Origin of the sequence: Nocardia aurantiaca (assembly GCF_009708175.1) — a bacterium.
GTDB classification, from domain to species: Bacteria; Actinomycetota; Actinomycetes; order Mycobacteriales; family Mycobacteriaceae; genus Nocardia; species Nocardia aurantiaca.
This window is the reverse complement of sequence record NZ_WMBB01000002.1, coordinates 104,573-123,115: the sequence shown is the minus strand read 5'-3', so window position 1 is coordinate 123,115 and position 18,543 is coordinate 104,573. Positions and strand designations below refer to the sequence as shown.

The window sequence follows — 18,543 nt, the reverse complement described above, 5'->3', positions numbered from 1 at the left end:
CCATCCCGGTATTCGGCACTATCCGCGCCGGTCCATCCGTGATCAACACCACGTCACACACGCGAAACGCGTCGATGTGAACCTGGCCACATCCCAGCCGCCGCGGTCGAGGGAACAGCCGTACGCCTGTCACGCTGAGACAACGAATCAGCGACGGTTTCGAGAAGCCGAATCACCCGGGACTCAGAGGATGTGAACTCCCATGACCGTTCACCATATCCGCAGGTCCGCCGGACTCGGCGCGCTGCTGGTCTGGCTGGGCGGCGCACAACCACAGCTCACCGACGGGCCCGAACGCGGCGGCTATATGGTCACCGGCGCGGTGGTGGCGCTGTTCGCGGCCACCGCGGGAGTGGTCACCGCCGCCGCGACCGGGCAGGCCGGCCGGCCGGTCCTCGCCGTGGTGGCGGTCGCGCTGATCGCCACCCTGTTGACGGCGGCCATCTCCCGGGCGCTGGCCACTGCCGCGACCCCCGAACGCCGTGAGAACCGCCGCGCGGTGGCCGAATTCGGCGGGCGGATCGCCGTGGCCGGACTGGCCGGCGTGGTGCTCGCCGAATTGGCCTGCACCATCCTGTTCTCCGGCAGCGTGCACCGGCTGCTCGACGAAACCGCCCAGCGCGCAGTGGAATCCGCGCCCGCCGTGGTCACCGCGCGCACCGAACTGGATCAGGCCAAGGCCGATCGCGCCGCCCTGGACCAACAGATCACCAAGGCGCAGAACGACGTCACCGACGCCCTGAAGATCGCGCGCTGCGAGTACCACCCGACGGCGGACTGCCCGCAGACCATGATCACCGGCGTGCCCGGGCGCGGTCCTGAGGAGCGCACCGCCAATCAGATGCTCGACGCCGCCCGCACCCAGCTCACCACGGCGCAGACCAAGGTGGACGGGCTCGATGCCGAGGTCACCGCGAAGGACAAGGCCCTCGCGAGCGCCCGCAAGGGCGCCTACACCGAGGGCGACCGCGGGCTCGCGGCGCGCTGGGTGGCCATGAACGACTACACCACAGGGCATCTCGGGCCGCTCGGGTTGCGGCTCGCGGTCGCGGTGCTCATGATCGTGCTGGCGCTGCTGCCGCTGCTGCTGCGGTGGTGGCGCGGCGAGACGGCGTTCGACCGCAGCGTCGCGGTCCGCACCGCCACCGACCGCATCGACCAGGCCGCCGCCACCGCCATCGCCGTCAAACAGGCCGAGGTGCGGGTGGAGACCGAGAGTCTGCGCGCCGAACAACAGCTCACCGCCGCGCGGCTGGCCGCGCATGCCGACACCGCCATCGACCGGGAACGGCAGCGCACCCGCATCATCGCCGCCATCGGCAATCTCGAGATCGGCATCACCGAGCCCGCGCAGCGGGCGCTCGCCGAATTCGACAATGCCACCCGACACGAACTCCCGGCCGCGGCCGAGGATCGAAAGGACAGCACCGTGTCCCAGGAGGGGATCGTGACACCGTCGCCGAACCTGCCCGCCCAGCTCACCTCCGGGGCGCTGGCCCCCGTGCCGCAGGGTGGCGCGCCCGCGCCCACAGCGCCGGCCGCCCAGCCCACGAACAAGGGTGGAGGGCTGGAACTTCCGATCATCGGCTCCGTGCCCTTCACCGATACCGCGGCCCGCTGGATCCGCCCGCTGGTCCCGTCCTTCGTGGCCAATGCCATCGACACCGCCACCCACCCGCTGCGCACGGTGCGGCAGGCGTTCGAGGAGGCGGAGGAGATCACCTTCACACTGCGCCGCACGCGCAAGGTGACGGTGGATTCCGAGGATTCGGCGCAGCCGCAGCCCCAGCAGGCCTACGCCCAGCCGCAGTACGGCTACCAGCCGCAGGGGGCGCCGCAGCAGGTGCACGCCCAGCGGGTGGCCTCGAGCGTGGTGGACCAGCCCTACGCCCAGTACCCCTCGTACACCGCTCTCCCCCAGGGTCAGGTGGTGGAGCCGGGCTACCCGCTTCCGGCGGGCCCGCAGCGGGACGCGCTGGCGGCGCGCCGCAGTCCCGAGCTCGACTACCGCGGTCCGCGGGAACTGCCGCCCGGCGGGGGCCAGGAGTAGCCCGCGCAAACGCGTCGCGGCCCGGGTTGTTTCACATTGAGCATGGAAACACCCGGGCCACAGCCATTTTCGATTACGCCGCCGACGGCTTCCGCGTTGCGGAGCGGTAAACGACGACCGCGGTCAGCAGCAGGATCGCCGCCGTCGAGGTGGCCGCCAGGTGGATGCCGCTGACGAAGGCGGAGTGCGCCGAGTTCAGCAGGTCACCGGCCGCGGGTTGCGGTAGGGCGCGGGCGGTTTCGATCGCGCCGGCCAGCGACTCGCGGGCCGCGTCCGCGTGGGCGGACGGGACATGCGAGAGGTCCAGACCGTGGCGGAAGGCCGCCATGACGGCACTGCCCAGCACCGCGACGCCCAGCGCGATGCCCATCTCCATGGCCGTCTCCGAGATGGCGGCCGCATTGCCCGCGCGGGCCTCCGGCGCGGCGCCCACGATCATGTCGGCCGAGACCGTCAGGGCCACGCCCTCACCCAGGCCGATCAGCAGGAAGCCCACGATGAACGGGGTCACCGAACCCGAGGGATCGGTCGGCAGCAGCCAGGAGAGACCCGCGCCGATCGCGACCGTCACCAGCGCGCCCGCGAGAACCGTTGCCGGACGCCAGTATCGGACCAGCCAGGCCGCGGCCAACGCACCGAGCATGGAGCCCACGGTGCCCGGAATCAGCAGCAGACCGGCCTCCAGCGGCGAGCGGCCGAGCACCAACTGCAGGTACTGCGAGCCGAAGAACAGCACACCGGCCAGCGCGAACACCGACAGCAGATTGGTGAAGACCGCCGCCCGGAAGGCGGGCAGCCCGAACAGGTTCAGGTCGATGAGCGGCGTGGACAGCCCGCGCTGCCGACGCACGAACGCCACGCCCGCGACCACGCCGACACCGGCGCTGATCAGCAGGTTCAGGCTCGGGCCGTGAGCCGCGAGCTCCTTGACCGCGTACACGATCGGGATCAGGGCCAGCATGGACAGTCCGGCGCTGACCAGGTCGAAGCGGCCCGGATTCGGGTCCCGCGATTCCGGTACCAGGACCGGGGCCAGCACCAGCAGCAGCGCCATGACCGGCAGGTTCACCAGGAAGACCGAGCCCCACCAGAAATGTTCGAGCATCCAGCCGCCCAGTAGCGGGCCGAAGGCCGCACCGGAGGCCGCCATGGCACCCCAGACCGAGATGGCCAGGGTGCGCTGACGGGCGTCGGCGAACATGGACCGGATCAGCCCGAGTGTGGCGGGCATCAGGGTCGCACCGGCGACACCCTGCAGGAGACGTGCGGCGATGAGCATTCCGGGGTTGACCGCCCAGGCCGCGATGGCCGAAGCGAGGGCGAATCCGGCCGCGCCGATGAGCAGCAGACGCCGGCGGCCGATGCGGTCCCCGAGGGTGCCCATGGTGACCAGCAGACCCGCGAGCACGAACGAGTAGACGTCGATGATCCACAGCAGCTGCGGCGTGCTCGGCGCGAGGTCGGCGGTGATCGAAGGGACCGCCAGATCGAGCACGGTGGCGTCGACCGAGATCAGCAGCAGGGCGAGGGCCAGCACGCCGAGGCCGGCCCAGTCGCGGAACCCGGCCCGGGGCGGCCCGCCGACCGGCCGGGGAGCGCTGCGGCGAACGACCGGTTCGGGCAGCCGAACCTCGGGCGCCGCGGGGCCGCCGCCGGGTGTGCGGCGGGTGGCGACCCGGATGGCCTTGCCCGCGATGCGGGACAGGGCACTTCCTGTGGATATGGGCCGCGCCGGAGCCCGACGGAACGAGGGAACGTCGGTCGCGGGTACGGCGGGGGTGATTCCGGGGTGGGTGGTCATCAGCTTTCTCATCTCCGCATTGAACCGTCTGGACGGTACAGTACCAGCTAAACCGTCCAGACGGTACAGTGAACCCGTGACCACACGCAATCCCGCGGGCACCCGCGACCGGATCCTCGACGCGCTCGAGACCCTGCTGCTCGACAAGGGCCTGTCCCAGGTGACCCTGGAGAACGTGGCCGCCGCCGCGGGCGTCTCCAAGGGCGGCCTGCTCTATCACTTCAAAAGCAAGGACGCACTGCTGGCCGGACTGCTCCGCCGCCTCGCCGAGCGGGCCGACCAGCAGGTGAGAACCGCAGTGGAGCAGGGGCGTTCGGTCGCGGAGTGGTATCTGCAGGCCCCGCACCCCGAGGACGACGCCGACGCCGTCGAACTCGCCCTGTACCGCTCCATGCTGGCCGCCATGCGGACCGTCGACGCGCCCCCGGACGCCGCGCAAGCGGAGACCGACCGGGCCCTCACCGAGGTGATGGGGTCCTGGAAGACGGCCCTGGACAACGAGATCCGGGACCCGGTGCGGGCCGAGATCGTGCGCCTGGTCGGCGATGGCGTATATCTGCGCGCACTGCTGGGCATGCCGCCGATCGAGCCCGAGATGTACCGGCAGGTCGTGTCCCGGCTGCTGCAGACCGACGCACCTCGCGACTGACACCGCGCCGCGGGGTGCGAAGTTCGCCGCCCGGGCGCACATCGGGCGACTGAACGCGCTGGTCCGGATAGACTCGGGCGCGTGCTGCCGACCGCCGCCGACTCCGTCGGTTCGCCGACCGGCTCGGCGGGGGAACCGACTTCGACCGAACCGGTGGTCGTTCCGATTCGCCCGATGCACTTCCGGGAACTGCTCGACCTGCCCTTCGCGCTGATCCAGGCCCGGATCACGACTTTGGCGGCCCTGCTCGGCGGCGCCGTGCTGGTGGCCTCGGTGGTGGCCGTCGCGGGCACGGTCCTCGCGGCCCTGCTCACCGGGAATTCCGACAGCGGCACCTTCTGGGGCGCGTTGCTGGTGGGCCTGCTGTGTGCCTGGGCGCTGCGCTTCTTCGTACGCGGGGTGACCGTGCCGATCGGGCTGTCGGTCGTGTACCGGCGGCCGTCGACGGGGCGCGATGCGCTGCGGCGGCTGTCCGCGCACGCCGGTCCGCTGTTCGGGCATCAGATGATGTACACGCTCATCGGCCTCGGCGTGCTGCTGGTGGGCACTCCCCTGCTGTTCACCGTGCCGCCGGCGGTGATCTGGCTGGCCTGGCTGCGCGGGCGGCGATTCACGGTGGTGCCCGTCCTCTTCGATCAGCCGGCCACCTACGTCGTGGCGGCCCGGCGCGCGAAACTGCTTGCGGGTGGGACGGAATGGCAGCTGGTCGGTCTGTGGCTGTTCCTGCGCGGGCTGCTGCTGGTGCTGGTGGTGCCGATGCTGGCGCTGCCACAGTTCATCGCCGATTTCTCCGGCACCCACCGCTGGACGGTGACGGTGCTGATCATGACCGGCGCCCTGCTGATCGTCGCGGTCGGGGAACTGGTGGAGTCGGCCACCCAGGTCGTCACCTATGTCGACCGGCGCTGTCGCCGCGAAGCCTGGGACATCCGGGTACCCGCCGGAGGCGGCCGATGACCGAGACCGATCGGATGCCGGGTCCGGACGCCGCCGGCGCGGTCCCGCCCGAACCCGCCCTGGGCCCGGCCGCCGCCCACCTGGCCGCGGCCGAGGACGCCGCCCGGCGTGGTGATTTCGGCGCCGCGCTGCGCGAGCGGTATCGCGCCGTCACCCGAGGGCTGGAGCAACGCGGGATCCTCGAGGAGGAGCGGGCGCGCACGGCGCGGGAGACCGCGCGGGCCGCCACCGCGGTGGTCCCGGACGCGGGCGAACTGCCCTCGGCGGCACACAGTTTCGACGAGGTCGTCTATGGCGGACGGTACGCCACCGAGGCAGAGTATCGGCTGCTCGAACAAGCCGACCGGTACTCGATCGCGCCGCCGCCCAAGGACGGCCCGGTCGAGCTCACCGAGCAGCGCAAGGCGCGCAAAGCCAAGGCAGCCAAGGACAAACGGACCCGGGAGCGGCCGGAACTGCCGCAGCTGCTGAAGGATTGGCGGGTCTGGGCCGCGGTCGCCGCAGTGCTGGCGGTCGTGGCGCTGGTGTACGTGCTCACCCATCTCGGGTCCGGGCCGTCGACCCCGCACCCCGATACGCCAACGCCACCGGCGAATCCGCCGAGCCCACCCAAGCGCCCGGATGTCCCGCCGCCGAACTTCGGCGAGGGCAGCGATTCCATCTTCCAGCAGCTGCCGAACTGGCTGGCCTTCGGCGGCCTGCAGTTCCTCATCGCCTGGGTCACCGTGCTCTGGTGGCGAGGCCGGCGTCGCGGCGCGATCGTGCGCGAACCACTACCCGTGGAGGCCCCCGCCCATGAACTGCTCGCCGGGCAGGCCGGGCTGTACCGGAAATCCCGCGATCACGAACACGTGGCCGCCAAACTGCGGGCGGCGACGCTGCGCCGGCTGCGCCCAGCGCTCGGCGTCACCGCCGACACCCCGGCGGAGCCGGTGGTGTCGGCCATCGGCGCTCGCACCGGCGCGGACCCTGCCGTCATCCGGGCCGCCCTGTACGACCGGGTCACCGATCGCGTGACCCTTGGACTCGTGGCGGCACAACTCGAATGGATCGAAGCGGAGGTCATGTGACCGAACTTTCCAAGGACGTCGTGGACACCAACCACCACGCGCCCACCGCGCAGGATGCCCAGCAGGCCCTGTTGGCCCTGCGCGCCGAGATCGGCAAGGCCGTCGTCGGCAACGACCACGCCGTCATGTTCCTGGTGCTGGCGCTGCTGTGCCGCGGCCACGTGCTGCTGGAAGGTGTCCCGGGCGTGGCCAAGACGCTGCTGGTGCGCGCGCTGGCCACGGCGCTGGACCTGGAGCACGCCCGCATCCAGTTCACCCCCGACCTGATGCCGGGCGATGTCACCGGTTCGCAGATCTATGATCCGCATTCGGCCGAGTTCACCTTCCGCCGCGGCCCGGTGTTCACCAACCTGCTACTGGCCGACGAGATCAACCGCACCCCGCCGAAGACACAGTCGGCGCTGCTGGAATCCATGGAGGAGCGCCAAGTTTCGGTGGACGGCGTGCCGCAGCCGCTGCCGGATCCGTTCGTGGTGGTCGCCACCCAGAACCCGATCGAGCAGGAGGGCACCTATCCGCTGCCGGAGGCGCAGCTGGACCGGTTCCTGTTCAAGGTGGACGTCCAATTGCCCGGGCGCGATGACGAATTCCGCATCCTGCAGCGGCACGCCGCGGGCTTCGATCCGCGCGATCTGACCGCCGCAGGACTGCGCCCGGTGGCCGGTCCCGCGCACATCGCGGCCGCCCGCGCCGCGGTCGCCCAGGTGGCCATCAGTCCCGAGGTGCTGGCCTACACGGTGGACCTGTGCCGGGCCACCCGCACCTCCCCCGCCGTGGCGCACGGCGCGTCCACCCGCGGCGCGACCGCGCTCATGGCCGCCGCGCGCGCCTTCGCCTGGCTGAACGGGCGCGCCTATGTCACACCCGACGATGTGAAAGCCGTTGCGACTACGGTGCTTCGGCACCGGCTGCACCTGCGGCCCGAGCACGAGGTGGAGGGCGTCACCGCCGAGGGCGTGATGGCCTCGCTGCTGATGTCCGTCCCCGTTCCGGTGTAGCCGTGGTCGTCACCGGCCGGCTGGCCGCCGCGGCGGTGCTCGCGGCCCTGTTCGTCACGCTGGTGCTGCCGTCGTGGCTCGGCGTGCTGCTCGCCACCCTGGCGCTGGCCGCGCTCATCGCGGTCGACCTGATACTGCTGGGATCGCCGGGCGCGCTGGAACTTTCACGGGCGCCCCTCACCACGGTGCGTACCGGCCGCAGTATCGACGTGGAACTGGCGGTGCTGAACGACGGCGCGCGGCCGGTGCGCGGCACGCTGTGGGACGACTGGCCGCCCAGCGCGCACGCGCGGCATCGCACCCACGCGTTGAACCTGCCGCCCAACACCAGGATTTGGCTGCGCACCGAGCTGACCCCGGACTATCACGGCGACCGGGTGGCCGGGCCGGTGACGCTGCGCCTGCTGGGCCCGCTCGGTGTGGCCGGCCGTCAGGTGCGGCGGGAGGTCCCGGCCCGGTTGCGCGCGCTGCCGCCATTCCGCAGCGAGCGGCTGCTGGCCTCGAAGGTGAAGCAATTGCAGCAGTTGGAGGGTCGCAACACCACCACGATTCGCGGGCAGGGCACCGAATTCGATTCGTTCCGTGAATATGTCGCGGGTGACGATGTGCGCACCATCGACTGGCGCGCCACCGCCCGCGCCAATGACGTGCTGGTACGCACCTGGCGGCCGGAACGCAATCGGCACGTGGTCATGCTGCTGGACACCGGGCGGGTGAGCGCGGGCCGGGTCGGCGACGGCACCCGCCTGGACTCCACCATCGAGGCCGCGCTGTTGCTGGGCGGGCTGGCCGCGTCCGGCGGCGACTCGGTGGACCTGCTGGCCTACGACCGCCGCCTGCGCACCGAGGTGCGCGGCGTCGGCGGAAAACGCCTGCAGGTCAAGCTCATGCACGCGCTGGCCGGGCTCACGCCGGAACTGGTCGACACGGACTATCAGGGCGTGCTGCGCGCTACCCTGCGCCGGGCCCGCCGCCGCAGCCTGGTGGTCTGGTTCACTCATCTCGACGCCGCCACCGTGCAGGAGGGTCTGCGCCCGGTGCTGCCGGTGCTGACCGAGCGGCATCGCGTACTGCTGGTGTCGGTGACCGATCCGGAGGTCGCGGCCGCCGCCACCCGCCGCTCGGGACTCGACGACCTCTACGCCGCGGCCGCCGCCGAGAATGTCATCGCCGAGCACGCGGTGGCCCGGGAGACGCTGCGCCGCATGGGCGTCCGGGTCGTCGCCGCGTCCCCCGATCAGTTGCCGGAGGCGCTGGCCGACGAATACCTGGAACTCAAGCGGACCGGGGCGCTGTAACCGGTACGGCGACGGGGCGCTGCGCGAAGAGCGGCGGCGGAATCGCGCGGCGCTGCCGTTCGGCGAGCACCGCGCCCAGAATCTGCAGCGGCGGACAGCCGTTCAGCGGCGGTGTGCGCAGGCTGGTGCACACCGCGATGACCAGCGCGCGGCCCAGTTGGTCCTGCACCTCCGGGGTCAGGGTGCGGAACCGCAGCAGGTACTGCCGCGTCGCCAGCGCCAGTTCATCGGAGAGGCCGGACAAGTCGAGTTGGCGGGCCCAGCCCATCAGCCACGGCGGCGGCGCGGCCAGCGCGGCGAAGGGCAGCCGGCTGCGGTCGTGCACCACCACCGTGCCCGCCAGCGCGTCCCCGACGCGCCGGGCATTGGGCGAGCACAGCGACACCACGATGGCGATCAGCCCGGTGCCCAGAATCCAGAAGTCCACGATGCCGGCCAGCCCGCGCGTGACCGCGTGCCGGAAGTCGACGGGCCCGCCGTCGGCGCGCACCACGCGCAGCCCGACCGCCATCTTCCCCACCGAGCGTCCCCGCGAAAACGTCTCGAACAGCACCGGATACCCGATCAGCGCACTCACCATGGCCACCAGCACCGCGGCGTCCCGCCACGCGGAATCGGCCCCGATCCACACCAGCAGCGCCTCGAACAGCAGCGTCAGCAGCAGTCCGATGACCACCTGTACGAGCAGATCGAGTAGGAACGCCGCGGCCCGCGTGGGGATCCGCGCGATCGGCAGTTCGACGGCGACGGCCTCGCCGGTGGTGAAAAGTGCTCTGTCCAATTGCCCTTCGCTTCGCTTCGGGCGGTTCGCGGCCCTGGAGGTCTCGTTCTTCCCTCCGTCCGCTCCTCCGCTTCGCTCCCCCGCTCCGCTCGGTCCAGCACGAGACGGGCCGCGAACCTCCTCGGCTTGCTCTGCCAGGTGGAATCACGACGGATAGCATTTTGTCAGCCGTAGCGCAGGAGGGGTACTCATGGATCTGGACGCTTACACGTTCGTTCACCGGCCTTCCTGGGAGCGGTTGGATCAGCTGGCTTCCCGCGGCAAGCGACTCACCGGCGCGGAGGCCGACGAGTTGGTGCGGCTGTATCGCCTGGCGTCGCAGCAGTTGGCGCGCATCCAGACCCGCGAGGCGGATCCTGAGCTCATTGCCGGCCTCTCGGCGGTGCTGACCCGAGCGCGAGGTCGGATACTGAGCGCCCGTATCGATACGCCACGCGAGATCGGCTACTTCTTCACGCACCGGTTTCCGGCCGCCGTGTACCGAGCCTGGCCCTGGTGGCTCTCGGTGGCGACGGTGTTCCTGCTCGGATCGGCCGCACTGGCCGCGTGGGTGGCCAATTCCGAGGCCGCGCGCCGGCATCTCGGCTTGGACACGAATACGGATGCCTTGACGCGCCCCGGCGGCGAATTCGAGACCTACTACTACGAGCACTCGCACGATGCCTTCGCCGCCAAGGTGTGGACCAACAACGCGTGGGTGTCGGCGATGGCGCTGTTCCTCGGGGTGCTCATCCTGCCCGCCGTCTACCTGTTGTTCATGAACGCGCTGAACCTGGGGATCAGCGCCGGCCTGATGGCGGGGGCGGGGCGACTGGGGCCGTTCTTCGGCTGGATCCTGCCGCACGGAATGCTGGAGCTCACAGCCATCTTCGTGGCCGGCGGGGCGGGTCTGAAGCTGGGCTGGACGCTGATCGATCCGGGCCGGGAAAGCCGCCCGCAGGCGCTGGAGCGGCAGGGCCGGGCGACCGCGGTGATCGCGTTGGGGCTGGTGGGCGTGCTGCTGGTGTCGGGTTTCCTGGAGGGCTTCGTGACGCCCAGCGGACTGGGCACACTCGTCCGGGTCGGCCTCGGCGCGCTGGCCGAACTCGGCTTCCTGGCCTACGTATTCGGGCGCGGTCGCACTGTGGTTCGAGAGCAGGAGCGTCTGATAGCGGAGCGGGAGTGGGGCGATCGCTCGGAGCACATAACGGGCTATTCGATCGAGAAGGGTCCGGAAGCGGTCGTGGGAGTGGCGACTTCGTAGTCGCGGAACCGTTCGGATTGAGTTCCACTGGCCGCAGCGAGTCCGGCTCAGCTGCGGCCAGCGTTGCCGTTGACTCTACACAATCGTTATGGCTACGCAACCTCCGAACTGCCCGCCGGGCGTATAAGACGACCAGGCGAAATGCCCCTTCTCCGCAGGAAGCCTGAGGGTATCGCTAATTCTCGGCATACGCTTTGCGGGCGGTCTGCGGAGAGGGCCGAAACTATCCCCGCGGGTGCGTTTCATGTCCCGTTTCAAACCTTCGCGCCCCATGCGTCTCGGACCCCGTTGCGAAGTTTGCGGAAAACTCGCGACTTTTCCGTCTACCACCGGTCCAACCCGCATCAAGCTGGCACTTCGACCCAGCTCAGGGTGATTGCCCGCCTTTCGCTTCCGGTCAAACAAACTTCAAGTTTGTTTCGAATGGGTTTCGCTAAATGATCATCAGGCATTGCCAGGCAGTAATCGGGCGCATACCCGAGACGGCATCCTCCAGCAAACGATTTTCGGCCCCGAGAAGGCCCCGAAACGCCCCCTGGCAACGCCTCCGGCAGGTAACCCCGAAGAGAGTGTGCGATCTTCGTCACATACACTGCGACCTGCGACTTTCCGAATCTCACCGCACAGCGTGAGGATTCGCGCCGAATCCGATCGAACAGGCGAATCCCGGACCGAAGAAGATGCGAACCCGGGCATAGTCGACAGGGAACTCAGACATAGAAGACAGACCACCCAGACATAGAAGAAGGCCCCCGATCCGAATCGGATCGAGGGCCTTCCCCGTGGTGGGCGAGGGGGGACTTGAACCCCCACGTCCTTACGGACACTGGCACCTGAAGCCAGCGCGTCTGCCATTCCGCCACTCGCCCTGAGCGACGAGAAGAAACGTATCACGGGGTCTGCACCAAAACGAAATCGCCTGGTTATCAGGGGTGCGGAGAAGAGATCACGGTGCTGTGTCGACCGGGACCCGGCGCCGGGCGACCCGGGAACCTCGGCTCACCGCCAAGAGTTACAGGTGTGGACGATCGTGGATATCATGCAATCACCGTGTTCCTGCGGCGACACGCCATGTCCGCGTGTTGCTTTCTCGAACGCTTCGCGCATGGTACGGCCGGTCGGAAACACGACACGACACACGCTTCCGCACGGGGGCGTCGGAACCCGAGAAGGAGGGGCTATGGGAATCGTTTCCCGATTCGAACGCCGCCTCCAGGGCGCTGTGGGAGATGTCTTCGCCCGCGCCTTCGGCGGGAGTGTCGTGCCCCAGGAGGTCGAGGCCGCGCTGCAGCGCGAGGCCGCCGACCACGTCCAGGATCTCGGTGGCGGGCATCTGCTGGCTCCGAACAGCTATGTCATCACCATCAACGAGTCGGATCTACGGCAGCTCGTCCAGGGCGAGGGACAGCCGGATCGCGATCTCGCCGCGCAGGATTACGAGCTCACGAAGCGCGCATTCACCAAACATCTGCAGGACTACATCCGCGATCAGGGGTGGCAGACCTACGGCGAAGTGCACGTGGAATTCGAGGCATCCCCTACGCTGCACACCGGACAGTTCAGGACACGCGGCCGGGTGGATCCGGACGTGGGGAGGCGGGCAGGCCCGTCACCGGGACCTGAACGCCCACAACGACCCAACCCGCAACCAGGAGCTGGCCCCATGACGCAGAACTCAGGCTACGACCCAAGCCGTGAGCCCGCGGAGTCCGATCCGCGGAACCGCGGGTACGCGCCCCCGCCTGCGAGCCGCCCAGGTCAGCATGGTTACGGCGAGTACGGCCGCGGTGGTCAGCAGGGCTACGAGCAGGCCGGCTACGGCCAATCCGAGCCGGGCTACGGCGACTACCAGAACGGCTACGACTACCAGCAACAGGGCGGCGGCTACGGTCAGCAGGGCTACGCCGACCAGGGCTACGGCCAGCAGGGCTACGGCCAGTCCGAGCAGGCGTACGGTCAGCAGGGCTATGCCGAGCAGGGCTACGGCCAGCAGCAGCCCGGCTATGACCAGGGCTACGGCGATCAGGGCGGCTACGGCCAACAGGGCTACGCCGACCAGGGCTACGGCCAGCAGCAGGGCTACGGCCAGCAGGGCTACGACCAGGGCGGCTACGGCCAACAGGGCTACGCCGACCAGGGGTACGGCCAGCAGCAGGGCTACGGCCAGCAGGGCTACGACCAGTACCCGGAGCAGGCCGGCTACGGCGACGAGCAGGGTTACGGTCAGCAGCAGGGGTACGGCCAGCAGCAGGCGGGCTACGGCGCGGCGCCGGCGCGCGGCGGCTCCGGCTACTCGGCGACGCTGCAGCTGGACGACGGCTCCGGTCGCACCTACCAATTGCGTGAGGGCAGCAACATCATCGGCCGCGGGCAGGACGCGCACTTCCGGTTGCCGGATACCGGAGTCTCCCGGCGGCATATCGAGGTTCGCTGGGACGGTCAGACCGCGATGCTCTCGGACCTCGGTTCGACCAATGGCACCCTGGTCAACGGGTCGCCCGTCCAGGATTGGCAGTTGGCCGACGGGGATGTGATCCGCGCCGGACATTCCGAGATCCTGATCCGGATCGTCTGATCCCGTAAGCTCGCGGTGCAGGTCACGATATGGCTAGGAATTCGTCGGTCGTATCGTGATCGCAACCGGTCGACGGCCCTATGATGCTGCCAATACTTGCGGCGGACTCTGGCCGCGCTGACCAGCAACACACCGGTTGGGGGTCACGGAGCCATACCTCCGTAACTGCCCCGTACCTACGACACGGTCGAACAGGAGGTGGAGCACCGTGCAGGGATTGATCCTGCAACTGACCCGTGCGGGGTTCCTGCTGCTGTTGTGGCTGTTCGTGTGGGCGGTGCTCCGGACCCTGCGCAGCGATATCTACGCGGCTTCCGGCCTGCGGGTCGCGCCTCGGGCCGCAGGCGGTTCCGCGGTGCTCCCATCATTTCGCCGGGGCCAGAAGGGCGCCAAATATCTCGTGGTGACTCAGGGTTCTCTCGCCGGCACCCGTATCTCGCTCGGCACACAGCCGGTGCTGATCGGGCGGGCCGACGACTCCACACTGGTCCTCACCGACGACTACGCCTCCACCCGCCACGCGCGACTGTCTCCGCGCGGTGAGGATTGGTACGTCGAGGATCTCGGTTCCACCAATGGGACCTACCTCGACCGGTCGAAGGTCACCACTCCGGTCCGAGTTCCGCTCGGTACCCCCGTCCGTGTCGGCAAGACAGTGATCGAGCTGCGATCGTGACACTTGTTCTCCGCTACGCAGCGCGCAGCGACCGTGGTCTCGTCCGGGCCAATAACGAGGACTCCGTTTACGCAGGTGCGCGTCTGCTCGCGCTGGCGGACGGCATGGGCGGCCACGCCGCCGGTGAGGTCGCCTCGCAGCTCATGATCGCCGCGCTGGCGCATCTCGACGACGACGAGCCCGGCGACGATCTGCTCGGCAAGCTGAATCGTGCTGTGCACGAAGGCAATGCCGCCATCGCCGACCAGGTCGAGGAGGAGCCGGAACTCGACGGCATGGGCACCACGCTCACCGCCATCCTGTTCGCGGGGCGCAAACTCGGCCTCGCGCACATCGGCGACTCCCGCGCCTACCTGCTCCGAGGCGGTGAGCTGGCCCAGATCACCCGTGACGACACCTTCGTGCAGTCGCTGGTGGACGAGGGACGGATCACCCCGGAGCAGGCTCACACCCATCCCCAGCGCTCGCTGATCATGCGGGCGCTCACCGGCAACGAGATCGACCCCACCCTGGTGATACGGGAAGCACGCGCCGGGGACCGCTATCTGCTCTGCTCCGACGGCCTCTCGGATGTGGTGAGCGACGAGACCATCGCCAACACCCTGCGCGAGGGCACCACCGACGAGGCGGCCGACCGGCTCATCGAATTGGCTTTGCGCAGTGGCGGTCCCGACAACGTGACCGTGGTGGTCGCCGACGTCATCGATCTGGACTACGGCCAGTCGCACCCCATCGTGGCGGGCGCGGCCTCCGGTGAGGACGAAGACACGCCGCCGCCGAACACCGCCGCCGGCCGGGCCGCCGCCATGCGCCCGCCGCGCGCCACCCCGCGCCGCACGGTGCAGCAGCCCGAACCCGAGCCGCCGAAGAAGAGCCACAAGCTGCGCTGGCTGGCGCTGTCGCTGGCGCTGCTGGTCGCGGTGGGCGCGGGTCTCACCGTGGGCTACAACATGATTCGCAGCAACTACTACGTGGGCGTGGACGGCGAGAAGGTGGTCGTGCTGCGCGGTCTGCCCGGTTCGGTGCTGGGCTACTCCATCCGCGATGTGGATCAGGTCGGATGTGTCACACGCGGGGGCGAATTGACGCTGGCCGCGCCCGGCGACACGTTCCCGACCGGCTGTGTGCAGCTGACCCGCAATGATCTTCGCCCCAGCGGCCGTGACTCGGTCGACAAGGGCCTGCCGCCGGGCTCCCGCGATGACGCCGTCAAGCAGATCCGGAATCTGGTGCAGGGCGAATTGCTGCCGCCGTGTGAAAAGCAGCAGCAGCAGCCGACCACCCCGGCGACCGTGCCCCCGGCCACGCCGCCCGCGGACGCGAACCAGCCGGGTACGCCCGTCACCACCACTCCGGCCGCGCCCGGCGGCCTCACCGGCGGTGAGCGAACCGGCGAGAACCACCCGCTGGAACCCCGCAAGACGGACCAGCCCACCGTTCCTGTCACCACCGCCACGGCACCGCAGACTCCGGGGCAGAACTGCAGGACGGCGGGCTGATGTCCGCACCGGCACCGCCGTCCACTGGGGCCTTTCCCAGTCCACCCGGCGGATTCGCTCCTGCGCCGCCGCCCGCCACCCGGCGCAATGTCGAGTTGCTGCTGCTGGGACTGGCGGCCGTCATCACGACGGTGTCGCTGGTCCTCGTGGAGGCCAGTCAGGAGCAGGCGATCACCTGGGAGATCGCCAAACTCGGTGCCGCGTACATGGCTCTGTTCGGCGTCGCGCATCTGGCGGTGCGGCGGTACGCGGCCTTCGCGGATCCGCTCCTACTGCCGATCGCGGCGCTGCTGAACGGGTTGGGCCTGGTGGTGATTCACCGCGTGGACCTAGCGCAGGCGCAGGACGCCGCCTTCGCTTCCCTGCCCATCCCCTCCCCCGACGCCAATCAGCAGGTGCTGTGGACGGGGTTGGGGATGGTGGTTTTCACGGGGTTGTTGATCGCGCTGCGCGACTACCGCAGTCTGGCCCGCTACGCCTACACCCTGGGTCTGATGGGTCTGATCGCGCTGGCCCTGCCCGCGGTGCTGCCGGACCGCTACTCCCAGGTGAACGGCGCGAAGATCTGGATTCGCCTGCCGGGCTTCAGCGTTCAGCCCGGTGAGTTCGCCAAGATCCTGCTCATCGTGTTCTTCGCCGGCGTGCTGGTGTCCAAGCGCGACCTGTTCACCGGCGCGGGCAAGCACGTGTTCGGCATGGAGCTGCCGCGCATGCGCGATATGGGTCCGATCCTGCTGGTGTGGGTGGTGTCGGTGGGCGTGCTGGTGGTGGAGAAGGATCTCGGCACCTCGCTGCTGATCTTCGCCACCGTGCTGTGCATGCTCTACATCGCGACCGAGCGGGTGGGCTGGGTGGCGGTCGGGGTGGTGCTGCTGGCCATCGGATTCGTGTTCGCCTACAACGCCTTCGGGCATGTGCGGGTGCGGGTCGCGACCTGGTTGCATCCCTTCGCCGACTACTCCAATACCGGCTACCAGATCTCGCAGTCGCTGTTCGGGCTGGCCACCGGCGGGCTGGCCGGGACCGGGCTGGGCAGCGGGCGGCCCTCGCAGGTGCCCTTCGCCAAGACCGACTTCATCATCTCCGCCATCGGGGAGGAGCTCGGCCTGATCGGGCTGACCGCCATCCTGATGCTGTTCTGCGTGTTCACCATTCGCGGTATTCGCACCGCGCTGGCCATTCGCGACAGCTTCGGCAAGCTGCTTGCCGCGGGCCTGGCCTTCACGATCGCCATCCAGGTGTTCGTGGTGGTCGGCGGTGTCACCAAGCTGATTCCGCTGACCGGTCTCACCACGCCGTTCATGTCCTATGGCGGTTCTTCCCTGCTGGCCAACTATGTGCTGCTGGGCCTGTTGATCAAGGTGTCGGACGCGGCTCGACGGCCGGCCCCCGCCCGGAAGCGGGCGGAGCCGATCGCGGACGCGTCGACTCAACTGCTGCGCAAGGTCGAGGGGGGTGCCGCGTGAACACGCCTCTGCGCCGGGTGGCGTTGGCGGTCATGGTGATGATCGTCGCACTGCTGGCCAACGCCACCTATGTGCAGGTGTTCAAGGCGGACAGCCTGCGCAACGATCCGCGCAATGTGCGAGTCCTGTTGGACGAGTATGCGCGGCAGCGCGGCCAGATCTCCGCGGCCGGCACCGTGCTGGCCAGTTCGGTGGCCACCGACGACCGCTACAAGTACCTGCGCACCTACCCGACCGATCCGCTGGCCTACGCCCCCGCCACCGGCTACTACTCGATGCAATACGGCAGTAACGGGCTCGAGCATGCCGAGGACTCGGTGCTCAACGGCTCGGACAACAGCCTGTTCGGGCGGCGGCTCATCGACATGATCTCGGGCCGGGATCCGCGCGGCGGCAATGTGGTGACCACGCTCAACCCGGTCATGCAGAAGGTGGCCTACGAGCAGCTGACGGCCAAGAACCTGACCGGTTCTGTGGTGGCCATCGAGCCCAGTACCGGCCGCATCCTGACCATGGTGTCCACGCCGTCCTACGATCCGAACCTGCTGGCCGGGCACGACGGCGCCGCCACCCAGAAGACCTGGGAGCAGCTGCAGCAGGATCCGCGCCAGCCGATGTTGAATCGCGCTGTGTCGCAGACCTATCCGCCGGGTTCGACATTCAAGGTGATCGTCACCGCGGCCGCGTTGTCCAACGGGGTCGCCAAGCCCGAGGATCAACTCACCGCGCAGCCGCGGATCACGTTGCCGGACACCGCCACCACACTGGAGAATTACAACGGCAGCCACTGCGGGCCGGGCGATGCGCAAACCGCATCGCTGACAGACGCTTTCAAGTACTCGTGTAACACCGCCTTCGTCGAGCTCGGTATCAAGGTGGGGGCCGCGAAACTCAAGGACGAGGCGAACGCGTTCGGAATCGGTACGCAGCATCCGAACATTCCGATTCCGTGGGCGGACAGCACGGTCGGAACGATTCCCGACAACGCGGCGCTCGGCCAGAGCAGCATCGGTCAGCGTGATGTCGCGCTCACCCCGCTGGACAACGCGGTCATCGCGGCCACCATCGCCAATGGCGGCGTGCGGATGAAGCCGTATCTGGTGGACCAGCTGCAGGCGCCCGACCTGAGCACGCTGGAGACCACCAAGCCGACCTCGGTGGGCCAGGCGGTGACGCCGCAGGTGGCCACCCAGATCACCAATCTGATGCTCGAGTCGGAGAAGAACACGCAGGGAGGGACGCAGCGGCGCTCGTATCAGATCGCGTCGAAGACCGGTACGGCCGAGCACGGCAACGATCCGCGCAATACTCCGCCGCACGCCTGGTACATCGCCTTCGCGCCGGCGCAGAACCCGAAGATCGCGATCGCGGTGATCGTCGAGAACGGCGGCGACCGGGCGCTGGCCGCCACCGGTGGCTCCGTCGCCGCGCCGATCGCACGGGCTGTGCTGGACGCCGGACTGGGGGGCTGAACGACATG

The 18,543-nt window shown here is 69.3% G+C and carries 14 protein-coding genes and 1 tRNA gene; 12 read left to right on the top strand and 3 right to left on the bottom strand.

Annotation, left to right across the window (positions count from 1 at the left end; translation table 11 throughout):
• Positions 1-202: 202 nt before the first annotated feature.
• Positions 203-2,050: a DUF4407 domain-containing protein gene (locus GLP40_RS04065; protein ID WP_154786487.1), complete on the top strand. Its 1,848-nt coding sequence runs from the start codon at positions 203-205 to the stop codon at positions 2,048-2,050.
• Positions 2,051-2,123: 73 nt separating this feature from the next.
• Here GLP40_RS04065 and GLP40_RS04060 read toward each other — a convergent pair whose 3' ends face one another.
• A complete protein-coding gene (locus tag GLP40_RS04060; protein WP_230329227.1) occupies positions 2,124-3,863 on the bottom strand; it encodes an MFS transporter in 1,740 nt (579 codons plus the stop codon).
• A gap of 64 nt (positions 3,864-3,927) precedes the next feature.
• Between GLP40_RS04060 and GLP40_RS04055 the strand changes: the two genes are divergently transcribed.
• The 5 genes from GLP40_RS04055 to GLP40_RS04035 all read left to right on the top strand — a co-directional run bounded on the left by GLP40_RS04055 (position 3,928) and on the right by GLP40_RS04035 (position 8,823).
• The gene (locus tag GLP40_RS04055) at positions 3,928-4,500 is read left to right on the top strand and encodes a TetR/AcrR family transcriptional regulator (protein WP_328289660.1); all 573 of its coding nucleotides are present in this window, start codon (positions 3,928-3,930) and stop codon (positions 4,498-4,500) included.
• An 81-nt stretch (positions 4,501-4,581) separates the two neighbouring features.
• Positions 4,582-5,457 carry a hypothetical protein gene (locus GLP40_RS04050; protein ID WP_328289659.1) on the top strand — a complete coding sequence of 292 codons (876 nt, stop codon included), beginning with the start codon at positions 4,582-4,584 and terminating at the stop codon, positions 5,455-5,457.
• Positions 5,454-6,527 (top strand): DUF4129 domain-containing protein, encoded by a 1,074-nt coding sequence (locus GLP40_RS04045; protein WP_230329226.1) that lies wholly within the window; start codon positions 5,454-5,456, stop codon positions 6,525-6,527. Before GLP40_RS04050 ends, GLP40_RS04045 begins: the two co-directional genes overlap by 4 nt.
• The gene (locus GLP40_RS04040; RefSeq protein ID WP_154786484.1) at positions 6,503-7,525 is read left to right on the top strand and encodes an AAA family ATPase; all 1,023 of its coding nucleotides are present in this window, start codon (positions 6,503-6,505) and stop codon (positions 7,523-7,525) included. Before GLP40_RS04045 ends, GLP40_RS04040 begins: the two co-directional genes overlap by 25 nt.
• A 2-nt stretch (positions 7,526-7,527) precedes the next feature.
• Entirely contained in the window at positions 7,528-8,823 is a 1,296-nt protein-coding gene (locus tag GLP40_RS04035) for a DUF58 domain-containing protein (RefSeq protein WP_328289657.1), read from the top strand.
• Here the strand turns inward: GLP40_RS04035 and GLP40_RS04030 are convergent.
• Positions 8,801-9,604, bottom strand: coding sequence for an RDD family protein (locus tag GLP40_RS04030; protein WP_154786483.1), 804 nt, complete (start codon positions 9,602-9,604; stop codon positions 8,801-8,803). The two genes, GLP40_RS04035 and GLP40_RS04030, sit on opposite strands and share 23 nt — an antisense overlap.
• 190 nt (positions 9,605-9,794) lie before the next feature.
• Here GLP40_RS04030 and GLP40_RS04025 point away from each other — a divergent pair, with 190 nt between their 5' ends.
• Positions 9,795-10,847, top strand: coding sequence for a stage II sporulation protein M (locus GLP40_RS04025; RefSeq protein ID WP_154786482.1), 1,053 nt, complete (start codon positions 9,795-9,797; stop codon positions 10,845-10,847).
• A 783-nt stretch (positions 10,848-11,630) separates the two neighbouring features.
• Here the strand turns inward: GLP40_RS04025 and GLP40_RS04020 are convergent.
• Positions 11,631-11,716 (bottom strand) — tRNA-Leu (locus GLP40_RS04020).
• A 311-nt stretch (positions 11,717-12,027) separates the two neighbouring features.
• Here GLP40_RS04020 and GLP40_RS04015 point away from each other — a divergent pair.
• The 5 genes from GLP40_RS04015 (at position 12,028) to GLP40_RS03995 (ending at position 18,535) form a co-directional block, all read left to right on the top strand.
• A complete protein-coding gene (locus GLP40_RS04015) occupies positions 12,028-13,422 on the top strand; it encodes a DUF3662 and FHA domain-containing protein (protein WP_154786481.1) in 1,395 nt (464 codons plus the stop codon).
• A gap of 208 nt (positions 13,423-13,630) precedes the next feature.
• Positions 13,631-14,098, top strand: a complete 468-nt coding sequence (locus GLP40_RS04010; RefSeq protein WP_040862589.1) for an FHA domain-containing protein FhaB/FipA — start codon at positions 13,631-13,633, stop codon at positions 14,096-14,098.
• Positions 14,095-15,597, top strand: coding sequence for a PP2C family protein-serine/threonine phosphatase (locus tag GLP40_RS04005; RefSeq protein ID WP_328289656.1), 1,503 nt, complete (start codon positions 14,095-14,097; stop codon positions 15,595-15,597). Before GLP40_RS04010 ends, GLP40_RS04005 begins: the two co-directional genes overlap by 4 nt.
• The gene (locus GLP40_RS04000; RefSeq protein WP_154786480.1) at positions 15,597-17,063 is read left to right on the top strand and encodes an FtsW/RodA/SpoVE family cell cycle protein; all 1,467 of its coding nucleotides are present in this window, start codon (positions 15,597-15,599) and stop codon (positions 17,061-17,063) included. Before GLP40_RS04005 ends, GLP40_RS04000 begins: the two co-directional genes overlap by 1 nt.
• Complete coding sequence (locus tag GLP40_RS03995) at positions 17,060-18,535, top strand: peptidoglycan D,D-transpeptidase FtsI family protein (RefSeq protein WP_328289655.1); 1,476 nt, start codon at positions 17,060-17,062, stop codon at positions 18,533-18,535. Before GLP40_RS04000 ends, GLP40_RS03995 begins: the two co-directional genes overlap by 4 nt.
• Positions 18,536-18,543 lie beyond the last annotated feature (8 nt).

Bases quoted from the DNA above. Each gene is read 5' to 3' on its own strand.
- GLP40_RS04060 (WP_230329227.1), bottom strand. From the start codon at position 3,863: ATGAGAAAGCTGATGACCACCCACCCCGGAATCACCCCCGCCGTACCC.
- GLP40_RS04025 (WP_154786482.1), top strand. From the start codon at position 9,795: ATGGATCTGGACGCTTACACGTTCGTTCACCGGCCTTCCTGGGAGCGG.
- GLP40_RS04045 (WP_230329226.1), top strand. From the start codon at position 5,454: ATGACCGAGACCGATCGGATGCCGGGTCCGGACGCCGCCGGCGCGGTC.
- GLP40_RS04040 (WP_154786484.1), top strand. From the start codon at position 6,503: ATGGATCGAAGCGGAGGTCATGTGACCGAACTTTCCAAGGACGTCGTG.
- GLP40_RS04000 (WP_154786480.1), top strand. From the start codon at position 15,597: ATGTCCGCACCGGCACCGCCGTCCACTGGGGCCTTTCCCAGTCCACCC.
- GLP40_RS04065 (WP_154786487.1), top strand. From the start codon at position 203: ATGACCGTTCACCATATCCGCAGGTCCGCCGGACTCGGCGCGCTGCTG.
- GLP40_RS04015 (WP_154786481.1), top strand. From the start codon at position 12,028: ATGGGAATCGTTTCCCGATTCGAACGCCGCCTCCAGGGCGCTGTGGGA.